The following is a 22,725-nucleotide window of genomic DNA, read 5'->3' on the forward strand; positions in this document are numbered from 1 at the left end:
GCGCCTGTCAGCCGTTCGCCGCGGCCTGGTTGACGCCGCCCTCGGCGATGCGGGTCATGTGTTTGTCGCCTTCGCGCGTGTTGTCCAGGCAGTCCTGCAGGGCAGCGCCGTCATCGTCATGGCCCAGGCGATTGGCAAAGGTGCGAACGCAGCCATAGCCCGCGATCGCGTAATGGGTCAGGCGCTGATACTGGGTGATGATCGCCGCGTCCTGGGTATCCTCGTCGCCGAAGTCGGTCTCGATCGCGTGCTTGCGGGCCTCGACGACCAGCCCCTCCATTCCCCGGCAATGCTCGCCGGTGGGATCCGCATCGTGCCGGGCGCAAACGCTGGCCAGAACCTCCATGCCGCGGGCGATGCCCTGGTTGCCGGCGATCAGCGCCTCGGACAGTTCGCGCGACTTGGCGACGCGGCCCATTTCGGTGACCACCGCCATGGACTGCTTGCAGGCCGAGTAAAGGTCCTTCAGCTGGTGAAGGTAAAGGTCGTTCAGGTTCTTGATCGCCATGGCGGTGTCCTTTCGGGAGGCATCATTCTTCCTCTGTGCAACGTGCGGCCTGTCGCATCGTTCCAGAAGCGCGACTTGACATGCGACGCCGGAAGGTCCAGCAAACGCACCCTTGCCTGACCCCGTTCACGACATTCCGGTGACACCATGTTCTCGTGGTTCGAGCAACGCATTGATCCCTATCCGACCGAGACGCCGGACATGCCGCCCCGATCGCTGGTCCGCTTTGTCCTGTATTACAGCCAGGGCGCTATCCCTTGGCTGCTGCTGGTCGGCGTCAGTTCCGCGCTGATCGCGATCGTCGAGGTCGTGCTGTTCGGCTGGCTGGGGGATTTGATCGACCAGTTGTCGCGGGTTCCACGCGACCAGTTCTGGGACAGTCAGGGCGGGCGGCTGGCCTTCATGGCCGTGGTGCTGCTGGTGCTGCTGCCCGCGCTGCACCTGCTGGCGTCCCTGGTGCTGTACCAGGGCCTGATGGGCAATTTTCCGCAGCGCATCCGCTGGCGGGCGCATCGCTACCTGCTGCGCCAGTCGGTCGGCTATTTCCAGGACGAATTCGCGGGCCGGATCGCGCAGCGGCTGATGCAAACGGCGCTTGCGGTGCGCGAGGTCGCGATGAAGGCCATGGATGTCGGCAGCTATGTCGTAATCTATTTCCTGGGCGCGCTGATCCTGGCGGCCAGTCAGGACTTGCGGCTGGCGCTGCCCTTCCTGGCCTGGGCCACGGCCTACGGCGTCATGCTGTGGCAGATCGTCCCCCGCCTTGGCCGGGTCGCGCAGGAACAGGCGGATGCGCGCGCGCAGATGACGGGCCGCGTCGTGGACAGCTATACCAACATCGCCACCGTCAAGCTGTTCTCGCATTCCTCGCGGGAGGAGGGCTGGATGCGCGAAGGGATGGATGCCTTCCTGCGCACCGTCCATCTGCAGATGCGGCTGTCCTCGATCCAGGACATCGCGCTGAACACGATCAACGTGGCCCTTGTCGCCTCGGTGGCGGGACTGGGGTTGTGGCTCTGGACGCACGGCCTAGTCGAGGTGGGCGCAGTCGCCGTGGCCGTGCCCCTGGCGCTGCGGCTGAACAACATGGCCCACTGGATCATGTGGGAATTCGCAGCCCTGTTCGAGAACATCGGCACCGTCCGCGACGGCATCGCCAGCCTTGCCCTGCCGCGAGAGGTCAAGGACGCCCCTGACGCTAAACCTCTGGTCCGGGGTCCGGGCGCGGTCCGCTTCGACAACGTCACCTTTCGTTATCGCGGGGTCCGGGGCGCGCGGCCCATGGCGGTGCTGGACGACCTGACGCTGCATGTGGCCCCGGGCGAGCGGGTGGGGCTGGTCGGACGGTCCGGAGCGGGCAAATCGACGCTGATCAACCTGCTGCTGCGCTTCCACGACATCGAATCGGGCCGCATCACGATCGACGGGCAGGATGTGTCAAGGGTCACCCAGGACAGCCTGCGCGCGGCCATCGGCGTGGTCACGCAGGACAGCTCGCTTCTGCATCGCTCGGTCCGCGACAACATCGCCTACGGCCGCCCCGACGCTACCGAGGAGGAGATTGCCGCCGCCCTGCGCATGGCCGAGGCGCAGGACTTCGTGCCCCTGCTGTCGGACAGCCATGGCCGCCGGGGGCTGGACGCGCATGTGGGCGAACGCGGGGTGAAGCTCTCGGGCGGGCAGCGCCAGCGCATCGCCATCGCGCGGGTGGCGCTGAAGGACGCGCCGATCCTGATCCTGGACGAGGCCACGAGCGCGCTGGACAGCGAGGCCGAGGCCGCGATCCAGTCGCGGCTCGATGTACTGATGGCAGGCAAGACCGTGATCGCCATCGCGCACCGCCTGTCCACCATCGCCGCCATGGACCGCCTGATCGTGATGGACGGGGGCCGGATCATCGAGCAGGGCAGCCATGCCGAGCTGCTGGCCCGGGGCGGGCTTTACGCGCGGCTCTGGGCGCGCCAGTCGGGCGGTTTCCTTTTGGAGGATGTGGAGCTTGAGGGGGCTTGATCCGCATCCGCCGTCATGCGCTGATCGCCGGGCAGCGCCAGCCAGGAACCTGCCATGAGCCAGACGCAGCCGCCCGGTAGCCCGACGATCCGCACCATCGCCATGCCCGCCGACACCAACCCGGCGGGCGACATCTTCGGCGGCTGGCTGATGAGCCAGATGGACCTGGCCGCCGGATCCGTCGCCACCCAGGCAGCGCGCGGCCGCAGCGCCACCATCGCGGTCGAGGGGATGAAGTTCCACCGCCCCGTCAAGGTGGGCGACGAGGTCTCGCTTTACGCCGAGATCGTGCATGTCGGCCGCACCTCCATGCGCATCCATGTCGAGGCCTGGCGGCGCGAGCGTCACCGCGACGATGGCGAACAGGTGACCGAGGCGACCTTCACCTTTGTCGCGCTGGACGCGAACGGGGCCGCGCGCCCGGTCAAGGGTGACTAGGCCCGCTTTCCCCGCTTGACGCGGCGGGCGGCAGATCCTATCAGGACCGCACCGCAGGGGTTTAGCTCAGTTGGTAGAGCATCGGTCTCCAAAACCGAGGGTCGTGGGTTCGAGTCCCCCAACCCCTGCCAGTCGGACCTATCCGACAGGATTTCCCGCCATCAGTGCTTCAGGGTTCCGGTGATTCTCGGGACGCAGGCTTTCGCGGGCCAGCGCGGCGATCAGATCCGTCCGCGTGACGATGCCGACAAGCCGTTGATCATCCAGAACGGGCACCGCGTCGGTGTCGCTGGCGGCCAGCCAGGGCAGCAGGGCTGCAATCGGCGTATCGGGCGCGGCCACCGGCAGCCGGGCTTGCATGATATCGGCGGCCCGCAGGTCGTCATCGGCCCGCGACAGCCTGCCATCGGGGCGAAAGTCGGCATGGGCCTTCATGATCAGGTGAAGCTGGAAGATGACGCCCAGGTAGCGGTTGGTCCCGTCCACCACCGGCAGCGAGGTGAAGCTGTGGCGCACGAACAGCCCCGCGACATCGTGCAGCGGCGTATCCGGGCCAACGGTCACCAGATCGCGCGACATGATGTCGCCAGCGCTCTGCGCCCTTGTGTGGTGGCTGGCTGCCTGCAATTCGGCGGCGGCGATCAGGCGGGCCAGATCCTCCACGCCCAGGTTCAGCGACTGGTTGTAGCGCACAAGGATGCCTGACAGCTCGTCCTCGGTCAGGCCCAGCCGTTCAGGCGGCTCGGGATCGGCAGTGCCGTGCACGTTGGCTTCGCCGAACTGGCGGAAGGGATAGCGCCGCCCGGTCGCGTGGGCATAGACAAAGGCGATTGCCACCAGCAGCGTGGTTCCGGCAGCCACGGGCATGAAGGCGAAGCCCATGCCCATCGGGGCAATCGTCTCGGCCCCGATTGCGACGGTCATCGCCACAGCACCGCCCGGCGGATGCGTCGCGCGGCACAGCGCCATTGCGGTGATCGCAAGGCCCACCGAGGCAGGCACCGCGATCATGGGGTTGGCGACCATGCGGCAGACCAGCAGCGCGACCAGGGCCGAGATCGTGTTGCCGACGATCGCGGGCCAGGGCTGTGCCAAGGGGCTGTTCGGCGCGGCGAAGATCAGGACCGAAGTCGCGCCGAACGGGGCGATCAGATAGATGCCCAGCCACAGGTCGGGCGAAATCGCCAAGGCCAGCCCCGCCGCCGCCGCAAGGCCGATCAACGCGCCGATGCCGGCGCGCAAGGCCTCGGTCGCGGGGACGGCGGCGGTGGAAGGCCCGAGCGCGCGAAGACGGGAATGGCCATGAAAATCGGCAGAACTGCGCAAGTCCGGTTCCTTTCTGCTGGCGGAACGATCACTAGGAAGATGCGGGGCAGGCTGCAAGCAGCCTCGGGCCCGTCCGGGACCTTCGGCGGGGTGGCGCTTGAATTGCGGCGCCCGGCGCGCTATGTGCCGCGCTGCAAAGATCAAGGAGCGCCGCCGTGGCCAATCCCGTCCAGTTCATCAACCAGGTCCGCGCCGAGGCCGCAAAGATCGTCTGGCCGACGCGCCGCGAGGTGGTCACGACGACCATCATGGTGCTGATCCTGGCGGCGCTGTTCAGCGTCTTCTTCTCGCTGGTGGACCTGGCGATCCGTTTCGGGATCACCGAAGGGCTGCGTCTGATCAGCAACTGATCGGGTCTTGCATTTTGGACCGTGCGGGGGTATTTGCCCCCGACTGTCCGACAAGCGGCGTGCATCGAATCCGCATGCGCGCCGATTTCAATTTTGGCGGACATGCAGGAATTCAAGGGGTTGCCCGGCGTCCCGGGTGATTCCCCCGCAGATGAACAGGGGTCGATCGGAACATGGCAAAGCGTTGGTATTCGGTCAGCGTCCTGTCGAACTTCGAAAAGAAGGTCGCCGAGGCGATCAGGCAGGCCGTCGCCGAGAAGGGTCTGGAAGACCAGATCGACGAGGTCCTGGTCCCGACCGAGGAAGTGATCGAGATCCGGCGCGGCAAGAAGGTGACTTCGGAACGCCGCTTCATGCCGGGCTATGTTCTGGTCCACATGGACATGTCGGACCGGACCTATCACCTGGTGAACTCGATCAACCGGGTGACGGGCTTCCTGGGCGCGCAGGGCAAGCCGATGCCGATGCGCGATGATGAAGTGAACGCCATGCTGAACCGCAGCGGCGAGGGCGAGAAGGCGGCGCCGCGCAACCTGATCCGCTTCGACGTGGGCGAGAAGGTGAACGTGACCGACGGCCCGTTCGAAGGCTTCTCGGGCATGGTCGAGGAGGTGGACGAGGTGTCCTCGCGCATCAAGGTCACCGTGTCGATCTTTGGCCGGCCGACGCCGGTCGAACTGGAATTCACGCAGGTCGCCAAGACCGCGTGATGGGTCGCGGGAGGCGCGGGGTCCCCGGGACCCAAGCCGCACCGCTAAGTCGGCCCCGATCCGGGGCGTGATGATGAAGGAGAAGGCCAGATGGCCAAGAAAGTTGTCGGCAGCCTCAAGCTGCAAATCAAGGCGGGCCAAGCCAACCCGTCGCCCCCCGTCGGCCCGGCCCTGGGTCAGCGCGGGATCAACATCATGGCCTTCTGCAAGGAGTTCAACGCCCGCACGCAGGAGATGGAGCAGGGTTCCCCCGTTCCGGTCGTGATCACCTATTACGCCGACAAGTCGTTCAGCTTCGAGACGAAGACCGCGCCCGCGTCCTTCCTGCTGAAGAAGGCCGCTGGACTGAAGCCGGTCGGCAAGCGCAACCGCGCCAAGGGTTCGGACAAGCCGGGCCGCACTGTCGCCGGTTCCGTGACCGTCAAGCAGGTGCGCGAGATCGCCGAAGCCAAGATGGCCGACCTGTCGGCCAACGATGTGGATCAGGCGATGAAGATCATCCTCGGCTCGGCCCGGTCGATCGGTATCGAGGTGAAAGGCTAAGCCATGGCGAAGATTTCCAAGAAAAAAGCCGCCGCCCGCGCGCAGTTCGAAGGCAAGGTCAACCTGTCCGTCGAGGATGCGATCAACCTGGTGAAGGGCGCTGCCTCGGCCAAGTTCGACGAAACGGTCGAGATCGCGCTGAACCTGGGCGTCGATCCGCGCCACGCCGACCAGATGGTCCGCGGCGTCGTGACGCTGCCCGCAGGCACCGGCAAGGACGTCCGCGTCGCCGTCTTCGCCCGTGGTCCCAAGGCTGACGAAGCCCGCGCCGCCGGTGCGGACATCGTGGGTGCCGAGGACCTGATGGAGACGATCCAGTCCGGCAAGATCGAGTTCGACCGTTGCATCGCGACCCCGGACATGATGCCGCTGGTCGGGCGCCTGGGCAAGATCCTGGGCCCGCGCAACCTGATGCCGAACCCCAAGGTCGGCACCGTGACGGTTGACGTGAAGGCCGCCGTGGAAGCCGCCAAGGGTGGCGAGGTCCAGTTCAAGGCCGAGAAGGCGGGCGTCGTCCATGCCGGCATCGGCAAGGTGTCCTTCGACGCCGAGAAGCTGGCCGTGAACCTGCGCGCCTTCGTGGACGCGGTCAGCCGTGCCAAGCCCTCGGGCGCGAAGGGGACCTACATGAAGAAGGTCTCGATCAGCTCGACCATGGGGCCGGGCGTGTCGGTGGACGTGGCTTCGGCGACGGCGCAGTAAGAATTTTCCGGCGCCCGATTTGGTTCGGGACCGGGAATGGCGGGGCGCAAGCCGCCCCGTCCTGTCCGAGACGGAGGGCGCGGGGAAACCCGCTTAATATCCTTCCTGAGATGGGGAAGCATTTTTCCGGAGGTCTGACCTTCGGGTGATCTTGCCCTAGCGGACCCGACCTGCCTTCGGGCGGGAAAAGTGAGAGCCGGGGGGAAACCCCCAACTTGGAGTGAAACCGTGGATAGAGCACAAAAAGAACAGGTGGTCGAAGAACTCGGCCAGATCTTTGAAAGCTCTGGCGTCGTGGTGGTTGCCCACTACGAGGGAATGACGGTTGCACATATGCAGGACCTCCGCTCGCGCATGCGCGAAGCCGGCGGTTCGGTTCGCGTCGCCAAGAACAAGCTCGCCAAGATCGCCCTGGAAGGTAAGCCTTGCGCAAGCATCGCCGACTACCTGACGGGCATGACCGTGATCACCTATTCGGAGGATCCGACCGCTGCCGCGCGGATCGCCGACAAATACGCCAAGGACAACGATCGTTTCGTGATCCTGGGCGGTGCAATGGGTGATTCGGCCCTGGATCCGGCCGGTGTGAAAGCCGTCGCCTCGATGCCGTCGCGTGAAGAGCTCATCGCTCAGATCGTGTCCTGCCTCGGTGCGCCTGCCTCCAACATCGCCGGTGCCATTGGCGCGCCTGCATCGAACATCGCGAGCATCCTCACGACCCTCGAGGAACGTGAGGCTGCGTAAGCAACCCCCATCCCGCGTGTGGCTGAAAACCCGACGTTGGAACACTAACTGAAAGAACGGAAAAATGGCTGATCTGAAACAACTCGCCGAACAAATCGTGGGCCTGACCCTGCTGGAAGCCCAGGAACTGAAGACCATCCTGAAAGACGAATACGGCATCGAGCCGGCCGCCGGTGGCGCCGTCATGATGGCTGGCCCGGCTGCTGGCCCGGCTGAAGCCGCCGAAGAGAAAACCGAATTCGACGTCGTTCTGGTCGACGCCGGCGCCAACAAGATCAACGTGATCAAGGAAGTGCGCGGCATCACCGGCCTGGGCCTGAAAGAAGCCAAGGATCTGGTCGAAGCCGGTGGCAAGGTGAAGGAAGGCGCTTCCAAAGCCGACGCCGAAGAAATGAAGAAGAAGCTCGAAGCGGCTGGCGCCAAGGTCGAGCTGAAGTAATCGACTTCATTCATGCCGCCGGCCTCTGGTCGGCGGCATTTTTCCTGCCATTGAGGGATGATGGCGCGCTTTCTGTTCTACATACCTGGAACGGCAGTCCCTTGTGGCGGGGTAAGCGTCATTCTCGACTGGGTCCGCCTTCTGCGGCAGAACGGTTTCGAAGCGGATGCGATCTGCGAGACGCCGGGCTTCGACTACAAGTTCGGTCGCCAGGCTACTCCCGTCCTTTATTCTGCCGAAGTCGCCAGACTCCTCCGTTCACAAGAGCCGCTTTGGCGCAGGATCCGCCTTCCAGATTTCAGCGCTCCCAAGTCGGAGACCTTGAAACTTCGGGATGACGACATAATTGTTGTGCCGGAATACTCGGCATCATGGCTCCCTTCAGCTTTTCCGCGCCATCGCATGGTTCTTCTTGTGCAGGCCTTCGTGTGGCTGAAAGAGGCTGAAAAGCGCGCGGAATGGGATCCTGCCCGTTTCTGCGGTGCAGTTGCGATTTCGGAAATATGTCTCGGGTTCTCGCGCCTGATCGATTTGTCGCCGCTCTACAAGGTCCCCTTGGCCATCGATACGGCTCTGTTCAGCCCCGGGCGGAAGGAGAACATGATAGCCTACATGCCAAGGCGCCGCGCCGATGAGGTTGATCTGCTGGTAAGATCGTTGAAGGACCGGGGGCAGGTTTCTGATTACCAGTTTCAGCCTATCGACGGGCTGCCGCTGTCGGAGGTGGCCTCCCTTCTTGGGCGCGCTCGTATCTTTCTGTCGTTTTCCGAGGGGGAAGGCTTCGGTCTGCCACCGGCAGAGGCAATGGCCTCCGGCTGTATCGTTATCGGCTACACCGGCGGTGGCGGAGACGAGTTCTTCGATCCGGGCTGGTCCTTCCCTGTTCCGGACGGGAACTTGCCCCGATACCTGCAGAAGGTCGAAGATGTCGTCGCTGAGTATCGTCGTGATCCCCGGCGTTTGGAAGCAATGGCCCATCTTGCCTCGAGTGGCATCGCCGCTCGCTATGGGGCGGAAGTGCAGGAGAAGGAGTTGGTCAAGGTCTTTGGCGAGCTTGCCGGGTCTTGTGCTCGCGCCCCAGTATGCTAAAGGTGCGCGCTTGCGAATCGTTTTTTCTGAGGTTCCTGCGGGTTTCGTGGCCGATGGTGGGCCAGTCGAGGGACGCGTTGCTGCTGGTCATACCAAGTCCCGTCCGCGGGCCTTTGTAGGGTCAGCATTCTGGTTCGGGTGGGGCGCTGTGGGAAGCGCCCCTGGTATTGGGCCGAACTGACCGACAACCCTGCACCGCTCGCCATCCCCAGGCGTGCCGGTGCATGACGCGTTGAAAAGGGAAGTCATCCGCATGGCGCAAGCTTATGTCGGCCAGAAGCGTATCCGGCGCTATTATGGCAATATCCGCGAAGTCCTGGAAATGCCGAACCTCATCGAGGTTCAGAAATCCTCCTACGACCTTTTCCTGAACTCGGGTGAGGGCAAGAGCCATCACGACGGCGAGGGGATCCAGGGCGTGTTCCAGTCGGTCTTCCCGATCAAGGACTTCAACGAGACCGCGACGCTGGAGTTCGTCAAGTACGAGCTGGAACGCCCGAAATACGATGTCGAGGAATGCCAGCAGCGCGACATGACCTATGCCGCGCCGCTGAAGGTGACGCTGCGCCTGATCGTGTTCGATGTCGATGAAAACACCGGCGCGAAATCGGTCAAGGACATTAAGGAACAGGACGTCTTCATGGGCGACATGCCCTTGATGACCCAGAACGGGACCTTCATCGTGAACGGGACCGAGCGTGTTGTCGTGTCCCAGATGCACCGCTCGCCCGGCGTGTTCTTCGACCATGACCGTGGCAAGACCCATTCCTCGGGCAAGCTGCTGTTCGCCTGCCGCATCATTCCCTATCGCGGCTCGTGGCTGGACTTCGAATTCGACGCCAAGGACCTGGTCTTCGCGCGCATCGACCGCCGCCGCAAGCTGCCGGTGACGACGCTGCTTTACGCGCTCGGCATGGACCAGGAAGGCATCATGGATGCCTTCTATGAAACCGTGGGCTATACGCTGCGCCGCGAGGGCCGGTCGCAGGGCTGGGTCACGCGCTTCTTCCCCGAACGCGTGCGCGGCACCCGTCCGTCCTATGACCTGGTCAACGCCGACACCGGCGAGGTCATCGCCAAGGCCGGCGACAAGGTCACCCCGCGCCTGGTCAAGAAGCTGCAGGAATCGGGCGAGGCGCTGAACCTGCTGGTTCCCTTCGAGCGCATCATCGGCCGCTTCGTCGCCAAGGACATCGTCAACGACACCACCGGCTTCATCTATGCCGAGGCCGGCGACGAGATCACCGCGGAATACAACCGTGACGGCGACCTGAGCGGCGGTCTGCTGAAGGTCCTGCTGGACAACGGCATCACCGAGATCCCGGTGCTGGACATCGACCACGTCAATGTCGGCCCCTACATCCGCAACACGATGGCCGCCGACAAGAACATGGGCCGCGAGGGTGCCCTGATGGACATCTATCGCGTCATGCGTCCGGGCGAGCCCCCCACCGTGGAGGCCGCGCAGACCCTGTTCAACAGCCTGTTCTTCGACAGCGAGCGTTACGACCTGTCCGCCGTGGGCCGGGTCAAGATGAACATGCGCCTGGATCTGGATGCGCCGGACACCCAGCGGACCCTGCGCCCCGAGGATATCGTGGCCTGCGTTCGCGGATTGGTGGAACTGCGCGACGGCAAGGGCGAGATCGACGACATCGACCACCTGGGCAACCGCCGGGTGCGCTCGGTCGGCGAGTTGATGGAAAACCAGTATCGCGTCGGCCTGCTGCGCATGGAGCGTGCCATCCGCGAGCGCATGTCCGGCGTCGAGATCGACACCGTCATGCCGCAGGACCTGATCAACGCCAAGCCGGCGGCGGCTGCGGTGCGTGAATTCTTCGGCTCCAGCCAGCTGTCGCAGTTCATGGACCAGACCAACCCGCTGTCCGAAGTGACGCACAAGCGTCGCCTGTCGGCCCTCGGGCCGGGCGGTCTGACGCGCGAGCGTGCCGGCTTCGAGGTGCGCGACGTCCATCCGACCCATTATGGCCGGATGTGCCCGATCGAAACGCCGGAAGGCCAGAACATCGGCCTGATCAACTCGCTGGCCACCTTCGCCCGCGTGAACAAGTACGGCTTCATCGAGACCCCCTACCGCAAGGTGATCGAGGGTCGCGTGACCGACGACGTGGTCTACATGTCCGCGACCGAGGAAATGCGCCACACCGTGGCCCAGGCCAACGCGACGCTGGATGCCGACGGTCGCTTCGTGGACGAGCTGATCTCGACCCGTCAGGCGGGCGACTTCACGCTGAACCCGGTCGATGCGATCGACCTGATCGACGTGTCGCCCAAGCAGCTGGTCTCGGTCGCCGCGGCGCTGATCCCGTTCCTCGAGAACGACGACGCCAACCGCGCGCTGATGGGCTCGAACATGCAGCGTCAGGCGGTTCCACTGCTGCGGGCCGAGGCGCCGTTCGTGGGCACCGGCATGGAAGCGACCGTTGCCCGTGACTCGGGTGCCGCCATCATGGCGCGCCGGGGCGGCGTCATCGACCAGGTCGATGCGCAGCGGATCGTCGTGCGCGCGACCGAGGGTCTTGAAGCGGGCGATGCCGGGGTGGACATCTATCGTCTGCGCAAGTTCAAGCGGTCCAACCAGTCCTCGACCATCAACCAGCGTCCGCTGGTCAAGGTGGGCGACAAGGTCGTGGGCGGCCAGGTCATCGCGGACGGTCCCTCGACCGACCAGGGCGAACTCGCCATCGGCCGGAACGTGGTCGTGGCCTTCATGCCCTGGAACGGCTACAACTACGAGGACTCGATCCTGATCTCCGAGCGGATCCACCGCGACGACGTGTTCACCTCGATCCATATCGATGAATACGAGGTTGCGGCCCGCGACACCAAGCTCGGGCCCGAGGAGATCACCCGCGACATCCCGAACGTCGGCGAGGAAGCCCTGCGCAACCTCGACGAGGCCGGCATCGTCTATATCGGCGCCGAAGTCGGGCCGGGCGACATCCTAGTGGGCAAGATCACGCCCAAGGGCGAAAGCCCGATGACGCCGGAAGAAAAGCTTCTGCGTGCCATTTTCGGCGAAAAGGCATCCGACGTGCGCGACACCTCGCTGCGTCTGCCGCCGGGGGCCTACGGGACCATCGTGGAAGTCCGCGTCTTCAACCGCCATGGCGTGGACAAGGACGAACGCGCCCTGCAGATCGAGCGCGAGGAAGTCGAGCGTCTGGCCCGTGACCGGGACGACGAACAGGCGATCCTTGACCGCAACATCTATGCCCGCCTGAAGTCTCTGGTCATGGGCAAGACCGCCGTGAAGGGTCCGAAGGGGGTCAAGGCCAACACCGAGATCACCGAGGATCTGCTGGGCACGCTGTCGCGCGGCCAGTGGTGGCAGCTTGCCGTCAGCGAGGAAGACACCGCCAAGGAAGTCGAGGCGCTGAACCATCAGTATGACGCCCAGAAGAAGGCCCTCGAGGCCCGCTTCGAGGACAAGGTCGAGAAGGTCCGCCAGGGCGACGACCTGCCGCCGGGCGTGATGAAGATGGTCAAGGTCTTTGTCGCCGTGAAGCGCAAGCTGCAGGCGGGCGACAAGATGGCAGGCCGTCACGGCAACAAGGGTGTGGTGTCCAAGGTCGTCCCGATCGAGGACATGCCGTTCCTGGCGGATGGCACCCCGGTCGACCTGGTGCTGAACCCGCTGGGCGTGCCGTCGCGCATGAACGTCGGTCAGATCCTGGAAACCCACATGGGTTGGGCATCGCGCGGTCTTGGCATCAAGATCGACGAGGCGCTGGAGGATTATCGCCGCAACGGCGACATGGCTCCGGTCCGCGAGGCGATGCGCATCGGCTATGGCGACGACCTGTATGCCGAAACCTTCGACGGCATGGATGACGACCTGCTGGTCGAACACGCCAACACGGTCCGCACCGGCGTTCCGATCGCCACGCCCGTCTTCGACGGCGCGAAGGAGGCGGACGTGAACGACGCGCTGCGCCGGGCGGGCTTCGACACCTCGGGTCAGTCCGTGGTCTTCGACGGCCGCACGGGCGAGCAGTTCTCGCGCAAGGTGACGGTGGGCATGAAGTATGTCCTGAAGCTGCACCACCTTGTCGACGACAAGATGCACGCGCGTTCGACCGGGCCGTACTCGCTTGTCACGCAGCAGCCGCTGGGCGGCAAGGCGCAGTTCGGTGGCCAGCGTCTGGGTGAGATGGAGGTCTGGGCTCTTGAAGCCTATGGCGCCGCCTATACCTTGCAGGAGATGCTGACGGTCAAGTCGGACGACGTCGCGGGCCGCACCAAGGTCTACGAGTCCATCGTCAAGGGCGACGACAACTTCGAAGCCGGCGTGCCGGAATCGTTCAACGTGCTGGTCAAGGAGGTCCGGGGTCTGGGCCTCAACATGGAACTCCTGGATGCGGAGGAGGAGGAATAAGGGCGAACCGAGTGGTGGGGCTGGACCCCTCCGTTTGACGCCCGGCAGGGTGGGGTTTGCCCCATCCTGCGCCTCCCCCGCGCCCCTCATTAGGAATCGAGAATGAACCAGGAACTTGCCACCAATCCCCTGAACCCGCTGGCCCCGCCGCGGCAGTTCGATGAAATCAAGATCTCGCTGGCCTCGCCCGAGGAAATCCTCGCCTGGTCCTATGGCGAGGTGAAGAAGCCCGAAACGATCAACTACCGCACGTTCAAGCCCGAGCGTGACGGGTTGTTCTGCGCGCGCATCTTCGGTCCGATCAAGGACTATGAATGCCTTTGCGGCAAGTACAAGCGCATGAAGTATCGCGGCCTCGTCTGCGAGAAGTGCGGCGTGGAAGTGACCCTGCAGAAGGTCCGCCGCGAGCGCATGGGCCATATCGAACTGGCCGCGCCGGTCGCGCATATCTGGTTCCTGAAGTCGCTGCCGTCCCGCATCGGCCTGATGCTGGACATGACGCTGCGCGATCTGGAACGGATCCTGTACTTTGAAAACTATGTCGTCATCGAGCCGGGCCTGACCGACCTGACCTATGGCCAGCTGCTGACCGAGGAAGAATTCCTCGACGCGCAGGACCAGTACGGCGCCGACGCCTTCAGCGCCGATATCGGGGCCGAGGCGATCCGCGCGATGCTGGCCAATATCGACCTGGCGGCGACTGCCGACCAGCTGCGCGAGGACCTGAAGGAAGCCACGGGCGAGCTGAAGCCGAAGAAGATCATCAAGCGGCTGAAGATCGTCGAATCCTTCCTGGAATCGGGCAACCGTCCCGAATGGATGGTGCTGACCGTGATCCCGGTCATTCCGCCGGAACTGCGCCCGCTGGTCCCGCTGGATGGCGGCCGGTTCGCCACGTCCGACCTGAACGACCTGTATCGCCGCGTCATCAACCGCAACAACCGCCTGAAGCGCCTGATCGAGCTTCGTGCGCCCGACATCATCGTGCGCAACGAAAAGCGGATGCTGCAGGAATCCGTTGACGCGCTGTTCGACAACGGCCGTCGCGGCCGCGTCATCACGGGCAACAACCGTCGCCCGCTGAAGTCGCTGTCCGACATGCTGAAGGGCAAGCAGGGCCGCTTCCGCCAGAACCTTCTGGGCAAGCGCGTGGACTTCTCGGGCCGTTCGGTCATCGTGACCGGGCCGGAGCTGAAGCTGCACCAGTGCGGCCTGCCGAAGAAGATGGCGCTCGAGCTGTTCAAGCCGTTCATCTATTCGCGGCTTGAGGCGAAGGGCCTGTCCTCGACCGTCAAGCAGGCGAAGAAGCTGGTCGAGAAGGAACGCCCCGAAGTCTGGGACATCCTGGACGAGGTTATCCGCGAGCATCCGGTCCTGCTGAACCGCGCGCCGACGCTGCACCGCCTGGGCATCCAGGCCTTTGAACCTATCCTGATCGAAGGCAAGGCGATCCAGCTGCACCCGCTGGTCTGCTCGGCCTTCAACGCCGACTTCGACGGCGACCAGATGGCCGTGCACGTCCCGCTGAGCCTTGAGGCACAGCTGGAAGCGCGCGTCCTGATGATGTCCACGAACAACGTGCTGTCGCCCGCCAACGGCGCGCCGATCATCGTGCCGTCGCAGGACATGGTTCTGGGCCTGTACTACGTCTCGATGCAGCGCGATGGCATGAAGGGCGAGGGCATGGCCTTCGCCAACGTGAACGAAGTCGAGCACGCCCTGGCCGCAGGCGAGGTGCATCTGCACGCCAAGATCACCGCGCGCATCAAGCAGATCGACGAGAACGGCAACGAGGTCGTCAAGCGGTACGAAACCACGCCGGGCCGCGTCCGGCTGGGCGCGCTGCTGCCGATGAACGCCAAGGCGCCGTTCGAGCTGGTCAATCGCCTGCTGCGCAAGAAGGACGTGCAGCACGTCATCGACACCGTCTACCGCTACTGCGGGCAGAAGGAATCGGTGATCTTCTGCGACCAGATCATGGGTCTGGGCTTCCGCGAGGCGTTCCGTGCCGGCATCAGCTTCGGCAAGGACGACATGGTGGTGCCCGACAACAAGTGGTCCATCGTCGAGGAAGTCCAGGAGCAGGTGAAGGAGTTCGAGCAGCAGTATCTCGACGGCCTGATCACCCAGGGCGAGAAGTACAACAAGGTCGTCGATGCCTGGTCGAAGTGCAACGACCGCGTCACCGATGCCATGATGTCCACCATCTCGGCCACCAAGAAGGACGAGAACGGCGCCGAGATGGAGCCGAACTCGGTCTACATGATGGCGCATTCGGGTGCGCGGGGCTCGACCAACCAGATGAAGCAGCTGGGCGGCATGCGCGGCCTGATGGCCAAGCCCTCGGGCGAGATCATCGAGACGCCGATCATCTCGAACTTCAAGGAAGGCCTGACCGTTCTTGAATACTTCAACTCGACCCACGGCGCCCGGAAGGGTCTGTCGGACACCGCGTTGAAGACCGCCAACTCGGGCTACCTGACCCGCCGCCTGGTCGACGTGGCGCAGGACTGCATCATCCGCGAGCATGACTGCGGAACCGAGCAGGCCATCACGGCATCCGCCGCCGTCAACGATGGCGAGGTCATCAGCCCGCTGTCCGAACGCGTGCTGGGCCGGACCGCGGCCGAGGACGTGCTGGTTCCGGGCGGGGACGAGATCATCGTCCGCAAGAACGAGCTGATCGACGAACGCAAGGCCGACGCCATCGAGCAGGCTGGCGTTCAGGCGGTCCGCATCCGTTCGGCCCTGACCTGCGAGTCCGAGGACGGCGTCTGCGCGCTGTGCTATGGCCGTGACCTGGCCCGCGGCACGCTGGTCAACATCGGCGAGGCTGTCGGCATCATTGCCGCGCAGTCGATCGGCGAACCCGGCACACAGCTGACGATGCGGACCTTCCACATCGGCGGCATCGCGCAGGGTGGCCAGCAGTCGTTCCAGGCCGCCTCGCACGAGGGCACGGTCCAGTTCCGCAACGAGAACATCCTGACCAACGCCAATGGCGAACAGGTCGTGATGTCGCGCAACATGCAGTTGCTGATCCTGGACGACCAGGGCCAGGAACGCGCCAGCCACAAGCTGTTCTACGGCTCGAAGCTGTTCGTGAAGGAAGGCGAGCGGGTCATCCGTGGTGCCAAGCTGTTCGAATGGGACCCCTATACCCTGCCGATCATTGCCGAAAAGGCGGGTCTCACGAAGTTTGTCGACCTTCTCTCGGGGATCTCGGTCCGCGACGAGACGGACGATGCGACCGGCATGACGCAGAAGATCGTGACCGATTGGCGTTCCGCGCCGAAAGGCAACGACCTGAAGCCCGAGATCATCATCATGGATGAGAACGGCGAGCCGGTCCGCAACGAACAGGGCAACCCGATCAGCTATCCGATGTCGGTGGACGCGATCCTGTCGGTCGAAGACCAGCAGGAAATCCGCGCGGGCGACGTGGTGGCGCGTATCCCGCGGGAAGGCGCACGGACCAAGGACATCACCGGGGGTCTTCCCCGCGTGGCCGAACTCTTCGAGGCCCGTCGTCCCAAGGACCACGCGATCATCGCCGAGATCGATGGCTATGTGCGCTTCGGCAAGGACTACAAGAACAAGCGCCGCATCACCATCGAGCCGTCGGAAGAGGGCGTGACGCCGGTTGAATACATGGTGCCGAAAGGCAAGCACATCCCGGTGCAGGAAGGCGACTTCGTGCAGAAGGGTGACTACATCATGGACGGCAACCCGGCCCCGCACGACATCCTGCGGATCATGGGGATCGAGGCGCTGGCGGACTATCTGATCGACGAGGTGCAGGACGTCTATCGACTGCAGGGTGTGAAGATCAACGACAAGCACATCGAGGTGATCGTTCGCCAGATGCTGCAGAAGATCGAGATCACCGACAGCGGCGATACGACCCTGCTGAAGGGCGAGCATGTCGAGCGCGACGAGTTCGAGGAAGAGAACGCCAAGATCGAAGCCAAGGGTGGCCGTCCGGCCACGGGCGAGCCGGTGCTTCTGGGTATCACCAAGGCATCGCTGCAGACCCGCAGCTTCATCTCGGCGGCCTCGTTCCAGGAAACGACCCGCGTGCTGACCGAGGCCGCCGTTCAGGGCAAGCGCGACAAGCTGCTTGGCCTGAAGGAGAACGTCATCGTCGGCCGTCTGATCCCGGCCGGGACGGGTGGCGCCACCGCCCGCGTCCGCCGCATCGCGACCGAGCGTGACAACGAGGTGATCGAGGCCCGCCGCGCCGAGGCCGAGGCCACCGCGGCCCTGATCGCCCCCGCGCTGGACGAGGCCGCGACCGGCATGGTCGCCGACCTGCCCGAGAACCGCGGCGACGAGTGATCGCATCCCTTTGAAAACCCGAAAGGCCCGGCCCCGCGCCGGGCCTTTTCACATCCGGGCCTGCTTGACAGCGCTGCCGGATTGACCCTCTCTCGCAGGGACAGGCACGAGGTTTCCATGCGCACGCCCATCATGTCGCCGATCCGCCGGGTCAAACCGGCGTCGGTCCTGCCGCACCAGCATCAGCCGGGTGACAATTTGCGGGGGGCCTCGATCATGACGCTGTGCATGGTCACCTTTGGCCTGAACGACACGGTGATGAAGTTCGTCGCGCAGGAGATGCCCTTGTACCAGGCGATCACCCTGCGCGGGCTGTTCGTGATGGCCTTCATCGCTGCCGTGGCGCCGCGCCTTGGGGGGATTGCCCTGCGCATCCCGCCTGCTGCCCGCAGGCCAATGGCCTGGCGCATGGTGGGCGAGGTCGCCTCGACCCTTCTGTTCCTGAATGCCCTGCAGAACATGGCCATGGGCAATGTCTCGGCGATCATGCAGGCGCTGCCACTGGTCGTCATGGTGGGGGCTGCCACGTTCTTCGGCGAAACGCTGGGCTGGCGGCGGATCAGCGCGGTGGTCCTGGGGTTCCTGGGCGTGCTGCTGATCCTGCGGCCCGGGGGCGATGTCTTCGGCATCTGGGCGGTCGTCGCCGTCAGCGCGATGGCCATGGTCGCGCTGCGCGATCTGGCGACGCGGGGCTTTGGCCGGGACATCACCTCCGCCACGATCGCCTTCTATGCCGCGGCAGGGGTGACGGCGACCGGCTTCGTCTTCAGCTTGGGGCAGGGATGGATCATGCCCAGCCCGGCGCAGGTGCTGCTGCTGGCCCTGGGCGCGGCCTTCCTGACGGTGGGCTATGTCAGCGCCGTGGCCTCGATGCGGGTGGGCGAGATTTCCTATGTCGCGCCCTTCCGCTATACCTCGCTGCTGGTCGCCATCGCCATGGGGCTGGTGGTCTTTGGCGAATGGCCCGACTTCTGGACCTGGGCAGGCTCGGCCCTGGTCGTCGCGGCAGGCACCTATACCATCTGGCGCGAGGCGCAGCTGGGCAAGGTGCGCTGATGCGCGTGCAGATGCTTGGCCTCTGCCGGTTTTCCTATGTCGGCCTGCGCGGCTATCAGCAGGACCATGCCACGTTCGACGAACGCCGGGCCTTCCTGTACGACCCCGGTCGGCTGGCCCGCCGCTGGAGGTGGTTCGCCACGCTGGCGCTGCCCGGCTGGCTGGCCCAGACGGACCCCGATTTCACCCTGGTCATCATGACCGGGCCGGACCTGCCCGAACCATACATGTCGCGCCTGCGCGACCTTGCGGAGGCGACGCCGCAACTGCGGCTTGAACTGGTCCCGCCGATGGAGCTCCACCTGGACGCCTGCCGCGCGGCAATCGCGCCCCATGTCGATCCCCGCGCGGATGTCGTGGGCCACTTCCGCCACGACGACGACGACGCCGTGGCGCTGGACTATGTCGCCTCGGCCCGCCGCGACTTCGCGCAGGTCCAGGGGTTGTGGCAAGCCGAGGGGAAGCTGTCGCTGGATCATTCGCGCGGGCTGATGCTGCGGGCCGGGGCAGGGGGCGCCGAATTCGTCCCGCGCATCGCCCATAACATGGGCGTGGCGCTGACGATCTTCCTGCGCCCCGACCAGCCCCAGACTGCGCTGCATTTCAACCATATGAAGCTGCCCCTGTGGATGCCGGTGGTGGCGGTCACGCGGCCGTTGATGTTCATCCGCTCGATCCATGCCGACAGCGACTCGGGGGACATGGGGCCGGGCATTCCCTGGCGTATCGAGGAGGCCGAACTGGACCGCCAGCTGTCCCGCCGCTTCGGGCTGACCCGCGCCGACCTGGAAAGCCTTGCGCGCGCAGGCAGCTGAAGGGCGGTCATGTTGACACCTCAGGCGATTCCCCATATATGCCCCACACCCGGCGGGAAACCGCTTGGGGGCCAGAACCTTTTGTGGTCACGATCCGGGCCTTCGACTGCCCCGATCCTCTGGAATTTTCCCGTCCACCCCGGAAACCGGGGCCGGATGGGTTTGGCGTTTCGTGATTCGCACGGAATGCCGTCGAGAAGCGGCGCAACCGGTCTGGTTGCGAGTATTGACAGAGCAAGACGGGGAACCGAATGCCGACGATCCAACAGCTGATCCGCAAACCGCGGCAGCCGAAAGTGCAGCGCTCGAAGTCGCAGCACCTTCAGGGCTGCCCGCAGAAGCGCGGCGTCTGCACGCGCGTCTATACCACGACGCCAAAGAAACCGAACTCCGCTATGCGTAAGGTGGCCAAGGTCCGCCTGACGAATGGCTTCGAGGTCATCTCCTATATCCCGGGCGAAAAGCACAACCTGCAGGAACACAGCGTCGTGCTGATCCGCGGCGGCCGCGTGAAAGACCTTCCGGGTGTCCGTTACCACATCCTGCGCGGTGTGTTGGATACCCAGGGCGTCAAGGATCGTCGCCAGCGTCGTTCGAAATACGGCGCGAAGCGTCCGAAGTAAGGAGAGGCATCAATGTCCCGTCGTCACGCCGCTGAAAAGCGCGAAGTCCTGCCCGACGCCAAATTTGGCGATCGCGTGCTGACCAAATTCATGAACAACCTGATGGTTGACGGCAAGAAATCGGTTGCCGAGCGCATCGTTTATTCGGCCCTGGACCGCGTCCAGTCCCGCCTGAAGCGCGAGCCGATCGAAGTCTTCCACGAGGCCCTCGAAAACGTGAAACCTTCTGTCGAGGTGCGTTCGCGCCGCGTCGGTGGTGCCACCTATCAGGTTCCCGTCGAAGTTCGCCCGATCCGCCGCGAGGCCCTGGCCATCCGCTGGCTGATCACGGCTGCCGCCAAGCGCAACGAACACACGATGGAAGAGCGTCTTGCGGGCGAGCTGGCCGATGCCGTGAACGGCCGCGGCACCGCCGTCAAGAAACGCGAAGACACGCACAAGATGGCCGACGCCAACAAGGCGTTCAGCCACTACCGCTGGTAAGGCAAAAGGATCCAGACCATGGCACGCGAATATCCGCTGCAGCGTTACCGTAACTTCGGCATCATGGCCCACATCGATGCCGGCAAGACGACAACGACCGAGCGCATCCTTTACTACACCGGCAAGTCGCACAAGATCGGCGAAGTGCATGACGGCGCCGCGACCATGGACTGGATGGAGCAAGAGCAGGAGCGCGGCATCACGATCACGTCTGCCGCGACCACCACGTTCTGGCAGCGCCAGGAAGACCCGACCTCGGAAGGGACTTCGGACACCAAGTACCGCTTCAACATCATCGACACGCCGGGCCACGTGGACTTCACCATCGAGGTGGAACGTTCGCTGGCCGTTCTGGATGGCGCGATCTGCCTGCTGGACGCCAACGCGGGTGTTGAACCCCAGACCGAGACCGTCTGGCGCCAGGCCGACCGCTACAAGGTTCCGCGGATCGTGTTCGTCAACAAGATGGACAAGATCGGCGCCGACTTCTTCAACTGCGTCAAGATGATCAAGGACCGCACCGGCGGCACCCCGTGCCCGATCGCCCTGCCGATCGGCGCCGAGGACAAGCTGGAAGGCATCGTCGATCTAGTGAAGATGGAAGAGTGGGTCTACAAGGGTGAAGACCTGGGCGCGAGCTGGGTCCGCCAGCCGATCCGCGACGACCTGAAGGACGTGGCCGACGAATGGCGCTCGAACCTGATCGAACTGGCCGTCGAACAGGACGACACCGCCATGGAAGCCTATCTGGAAGGCAACGAGCCTGACGAGGCGACCCTGCGCAGTCTGATCCGCAAGGGCACGCTGTCGCTGTCCTTCTTCCCGGTGACCGCTGGATCGTCGTTCAAGAACAAGGGTGTGCAGCCCCTGTTGAACGCCGTGATCGATTATCTGCCTTCGCCGCTGGACGTGCCGGCCTATCTGGGCTTCGCGCCGGGCGACGAGACGGAAACCCGCAACATCGAGCGGAACGCGGACGACGCGCAGCCCTTCTCGGGCTTGGCGTTCAAGATCATGAACGACCCCTTCGTGGGCTCGCTGACCTTCACGCGGATCTATTCTGGCCAGCTCAAGAAGGGCGACCAGATGCTGAATGCGACCAAGGGCAAGCGCGAGCGCGTCGGCCGGATGATGATGATGCACTCGATCAACCGCGAGGAGATCGAGGAAGCCTTTGCAGGCGACATCATCGCGCTGGCGGGCCTGAAGGACACCACCACGGGCGACACGCTGTGCGATCCCGCCAAGCCGGTGGTTCTGGAAACCATGACCTTCCCTGAGCCGGTGATCGAGATCGCCGTGGAACCGAAGTCGAAGGCCGACCAGGAGAAGATGGGCCTCGCCCTTCAGCGCCTGTCCGCCGAGGACCCGTCCTTCCGCGTCGAAACCGATCTGGAATCGGGCCAGACGATCATGAAGGGGATGGGCGAACTTCACCTCGACATCCTGGTCGACCGCATGAAGCGCGAGTTCAAGGTCGAGGCGAACATCGGCGCCCCCCAGGTGGCCTACCGTGAAACGATCAGCCAGCCGGCCGAGATCGACTACACGCACAAGAAACAGACCGGCGGTACCGGCCAGTTCGCGCGCGTGAAGCTGCAGATCGACCCGACCGAGCCTGGCGAGGGTTACTCGTTCGAATCGAAGATCGTCGGCGGTGCGGTTCCGAAGGAATACATCCCGGGCGTCGAGAAGGGCATCAAGTCGGTCATGGACTCGGGTCCGCTGGCGGGCTTCCCGGTGATCGACTTCAAGGTCGCCCTGCTGGACGGTGCGTTCCACGACGTCGACTCCTCGGTCCTGGCCTTCGAGATCGCTTCGCGCGCTGCGATGCGTGAAGGCCTGCGCAAGGCCGGCGCCAAGCTGCTGGAGCCGATCATGAAGGTCGAGGTCGTGACGCCGGAGGAATACACCGGTTCGATCATCGGCGACCTGACCAGCCGTCGCGGCATGGTCCGCGGGCAGGACTCGCGCGGCAACGCCAACGTCATCGACGCCTTCGTGCCGCTGGCCAACATGTTCGGCTACATCAACAACCTGCGCTCGATGTCCTCGGGCCGCGCGGTGTTCACGATGCAGTTCGACCATTACGAGGCCGTGCCGCAGAACATCTCTGACGAGATCCAGAAGAAATACGCCTGACATGCGCGGC

18 protein-coding genes and 1 tRNA gene are annotated in these 22,725 nt (G+C 64.5%); 17 read left to right on the top strand and 2 right to left on the bottom strand.

Annotated features, from left to right (window positions below; all coding sequences use genetic code 11):
- Positions 1–7: 7 nt before the first annotated feature.
- Entirely contained in the window at positions 8–508 is a 501-nt protein-coding gene (locus OU682_RS07340; protein WP_268941429.1) for a ferritin-like domain-containing protein, read from the bottom strand.
- A gap of 147 nt (positions 509–655) precedes the next feature.
- On the opposite strand from OU682_RS07340, the gene OU682_RS07345 reads away from it, so the two are divergent.
- The 3 genes from OU682_RS07345 (at position 656) to OU682_RS07355 (ending at position 3,087) form a co-directional block, all read left to right on the top strand.
- Entirely contained in the window at positions 656–2,518 is a 1,863-nt protein-coding gene (locus OU682_RS07345; RefSeq protein WP_268941430.1) for an ABC transporter ATP-binding protein, read from the top strand.
- A 54-nt stretch (positions 2,519–2,572) separates the two neighbouring features.
- Complete coding sequence (locus OU682_RS07350; protein ID WP_268941431.1) at positions 2,573–2,956, top strand: acyl-CoA thioesterase; 384 nt, start codon at positions 2,573–2,575, stop codon at positions 2,954–2,956.
- A 55-nt stretch (positions 2,957–3,011) separates the two neighbouring features.
- Positions 3,012–3,087: transfer RNA gene (locus OU682_RS07355), tRNA-Trp, on the top strand.
- Positions 3,088–3,094: 7 nt separating this feature from the next.
- Here OU682_RS07355 and OU682_RS07360 read toward each other — a convergent pair.
- Positions 3,095–4,282: an HPP family protein gene (locus OU682_RS07360; protein WP_268941432.1), complete on the bottom strand. Its 1,188-nt coding sequence runs from the start codon at positions 4,280–4,282 to the stop codon at positions 3,095–3,097.
- A 155-nt stretch (positions 4,283–4,437) separates the two neighbouring features.
- Between OU682_RS07360 and secE the strand changes: the two genes are divergently transcribed.
- From secE to fusA, 14 genes are all read left to right on the top strand, one after another.
- Positions 4,438–4,632, top strand: a complete 195-nt coding sequence (secE, locus tag OU682_RS07365) for a preprotein translocase subunit SecE (protein ID WP_268941433.1) — start codon at positions 4,438–4,440, stop codon at positions 4,630–4,632.
- A 173-nt stretch (positions 4,633–4,805) separates the two neighbouring features.
- The gene (nusG, locus tag OU682_RS07370; RefSeq protein WP_268941434.1) at positions 4,806–5,342 is read left to right on the top strand and encodes a transcription termination/antitermination protein NusG; all 537 of its coding nucleotides are present in this window, start codon (positions 4,806–4,808) and stop codon (positions 5,340–5,342) included.
- A 90-nt stretch (positions 5,343–5,432) separates the two neighbouring features.
- Entirely contained in the window at positions 5,433–5,885 is a 453-nt protein-coding gene (gene rplK, locus OU682_RS07375; protein ID WP_268941435.1) for a 50S ribosomal protein L11, read from the top strand.
- Positions 5,886–5,888: 3 nt separating this feature from the next.
- The gene (gene rplA / locus OU682_RS07380) at positions 5,889–6,587 is read left to right on the top strand and encodes a 50S ribosomal protein L1 (RefSeq protein ID WP_268941436.1); all 699 of its coding nucleotides are present in this window, start codon (positions 5,889–5,891) and stop codon (positions 6,585–6,587) included.
- Between the two features lie 228 nt (positions 6,588–6,815).
- Positions 6,816–7,331, top strand: a complete 516-nt coding sequence (gene rplJ / locus OU682_RS07385) for a 50S ribosomal protein L10 (RefSeq protein WP_126155987.1) — start codon at positions 6,816–6,818, stop codon at positions 7,329–7,331.
- A gap of 64 nt (positions 7,332–7,395) precedes the next feature.
- The gene (gene rplL / locus OU682_RS07390) at positions 7,396–7,770 is read left to right on the top strand and encodes a 50S ribosomal protein L7/L12 (protein WP_268941437.1); all 375 of its coding nucleotides are present in this window, start codon (positions 7,396–7,398) and stop codon (positions 7,768–7,770) included.
- Positions 7,771–7,830: 60 nt separating this feature from the next.
- Positions 7,831–8,859: a glycosyltransferase family 4 protein gene (locus OU682_RS07395; protein ID WP_268941438.1), complete on the top strand. Its 1,029-nt coding sequence runs from the start codon at positions 7,831–7,833 to the stop codon at positions 8,857–8,859.
- Between the two features lie 253 nt (positions 8,860–9,112).
- Positions 9,113–13,258 carry a DNA-directed RNA polymerase subunit beta gene (rpoB, locus tag OU682_RS07400; protein ID WP_268941439.1) on the top strand — a complete coding sequence of 1,382 codons (4,146 nt, stop codon included), beginning with the start codon at positions 9,113–9,115 and terminating at the stop codon, positions 13,256–13,258.
- Positions 13,259–13,360: 102 nt separating this feature from the next.
- On the top strand, positions 13,361–17,596 hold the full coding sequence (gene rpoC, locus OU682_RS07405; protein WP_268941440.1) for a DNA-directed RNA polymerase subunit beta': 4,236 nt from the start codon (positions 13,361–13,363) through the stop codon (positions 17,594–17,596).
- A gap of 117 nt (positions 17,597–17,713) precedes the next feature.
- On the top strand, positions 17,714–18,652 hold the full coding sequence (locus OU682_RS07410) for a DMT family transporter (RefSeq protein WP_268941441.1): 939 nt from the start codon (positions 17,714–17,716) through the stop codon (positions 18,650–18,652).
- Positions 18,652–19,467 carry a glycosyltransferase gene (locus OU682_RS07415; protein ID WP_268941442.1) on the top strand — a complete coding sequence of 272 codons (816 nt, stop codon included), beginning with the start codon at positions 18,652–18,654 and terminating at the stop codon, positions 19,465–19,467. Before OU682_RS07410 ends, OU682_RS07415 begins: the two co-directional genes overlap by 1 nt.
- Positions 19,468–19,718: 251 nt before the next feature.
- Complete coding sequence (gene rpsL, locus OU682_RS07420; protein ID WP_022705687.1) at positions 19,719–20,090, top strand: 30S ribosomal protein S12; 372 nt, start codon at positions 19,719–19,721, stop codon at positions 20,088–20,090.
- A 12-nt stretch (positions 20,091–20,102) separates the two neighbouring features.
- A complete protein-coding gene (gene rpsG / locus OU682_RS07425) occupies positions 20,103–20,573 on the top strand; it encodes a 30S ribosomal protein S7 (RefSeq protein ID WP_268941443.1) in 471 nt (156 codons plus the stop codon).
- Positions 20,574–20,591: 18 nt separating this feature from the next.
- Positions 20,592–22,715, top strand: a complete 2,124-nt coding sequence (gene fusA, locus OU682_RS07430) for an elongation factor G (protein WP_268941444.1) — start codon at positions 20,592–20,594, stop codon at positions 22,713–22,715.
- Positions 22,716–22,725: the final 10 nt, after the last annotated feature.

Origin of the sequence: Paracoccus benzoatiresistens (genome assembly GCF_026913015.1) — a bacterium.
Lineage (GTDB): Bacteria > Pseudomonadota > Alphaproteobacteria > Rhodobacterales > Rhodobacteraceae > Paracoccus > Paracoccus benzoatiresistens.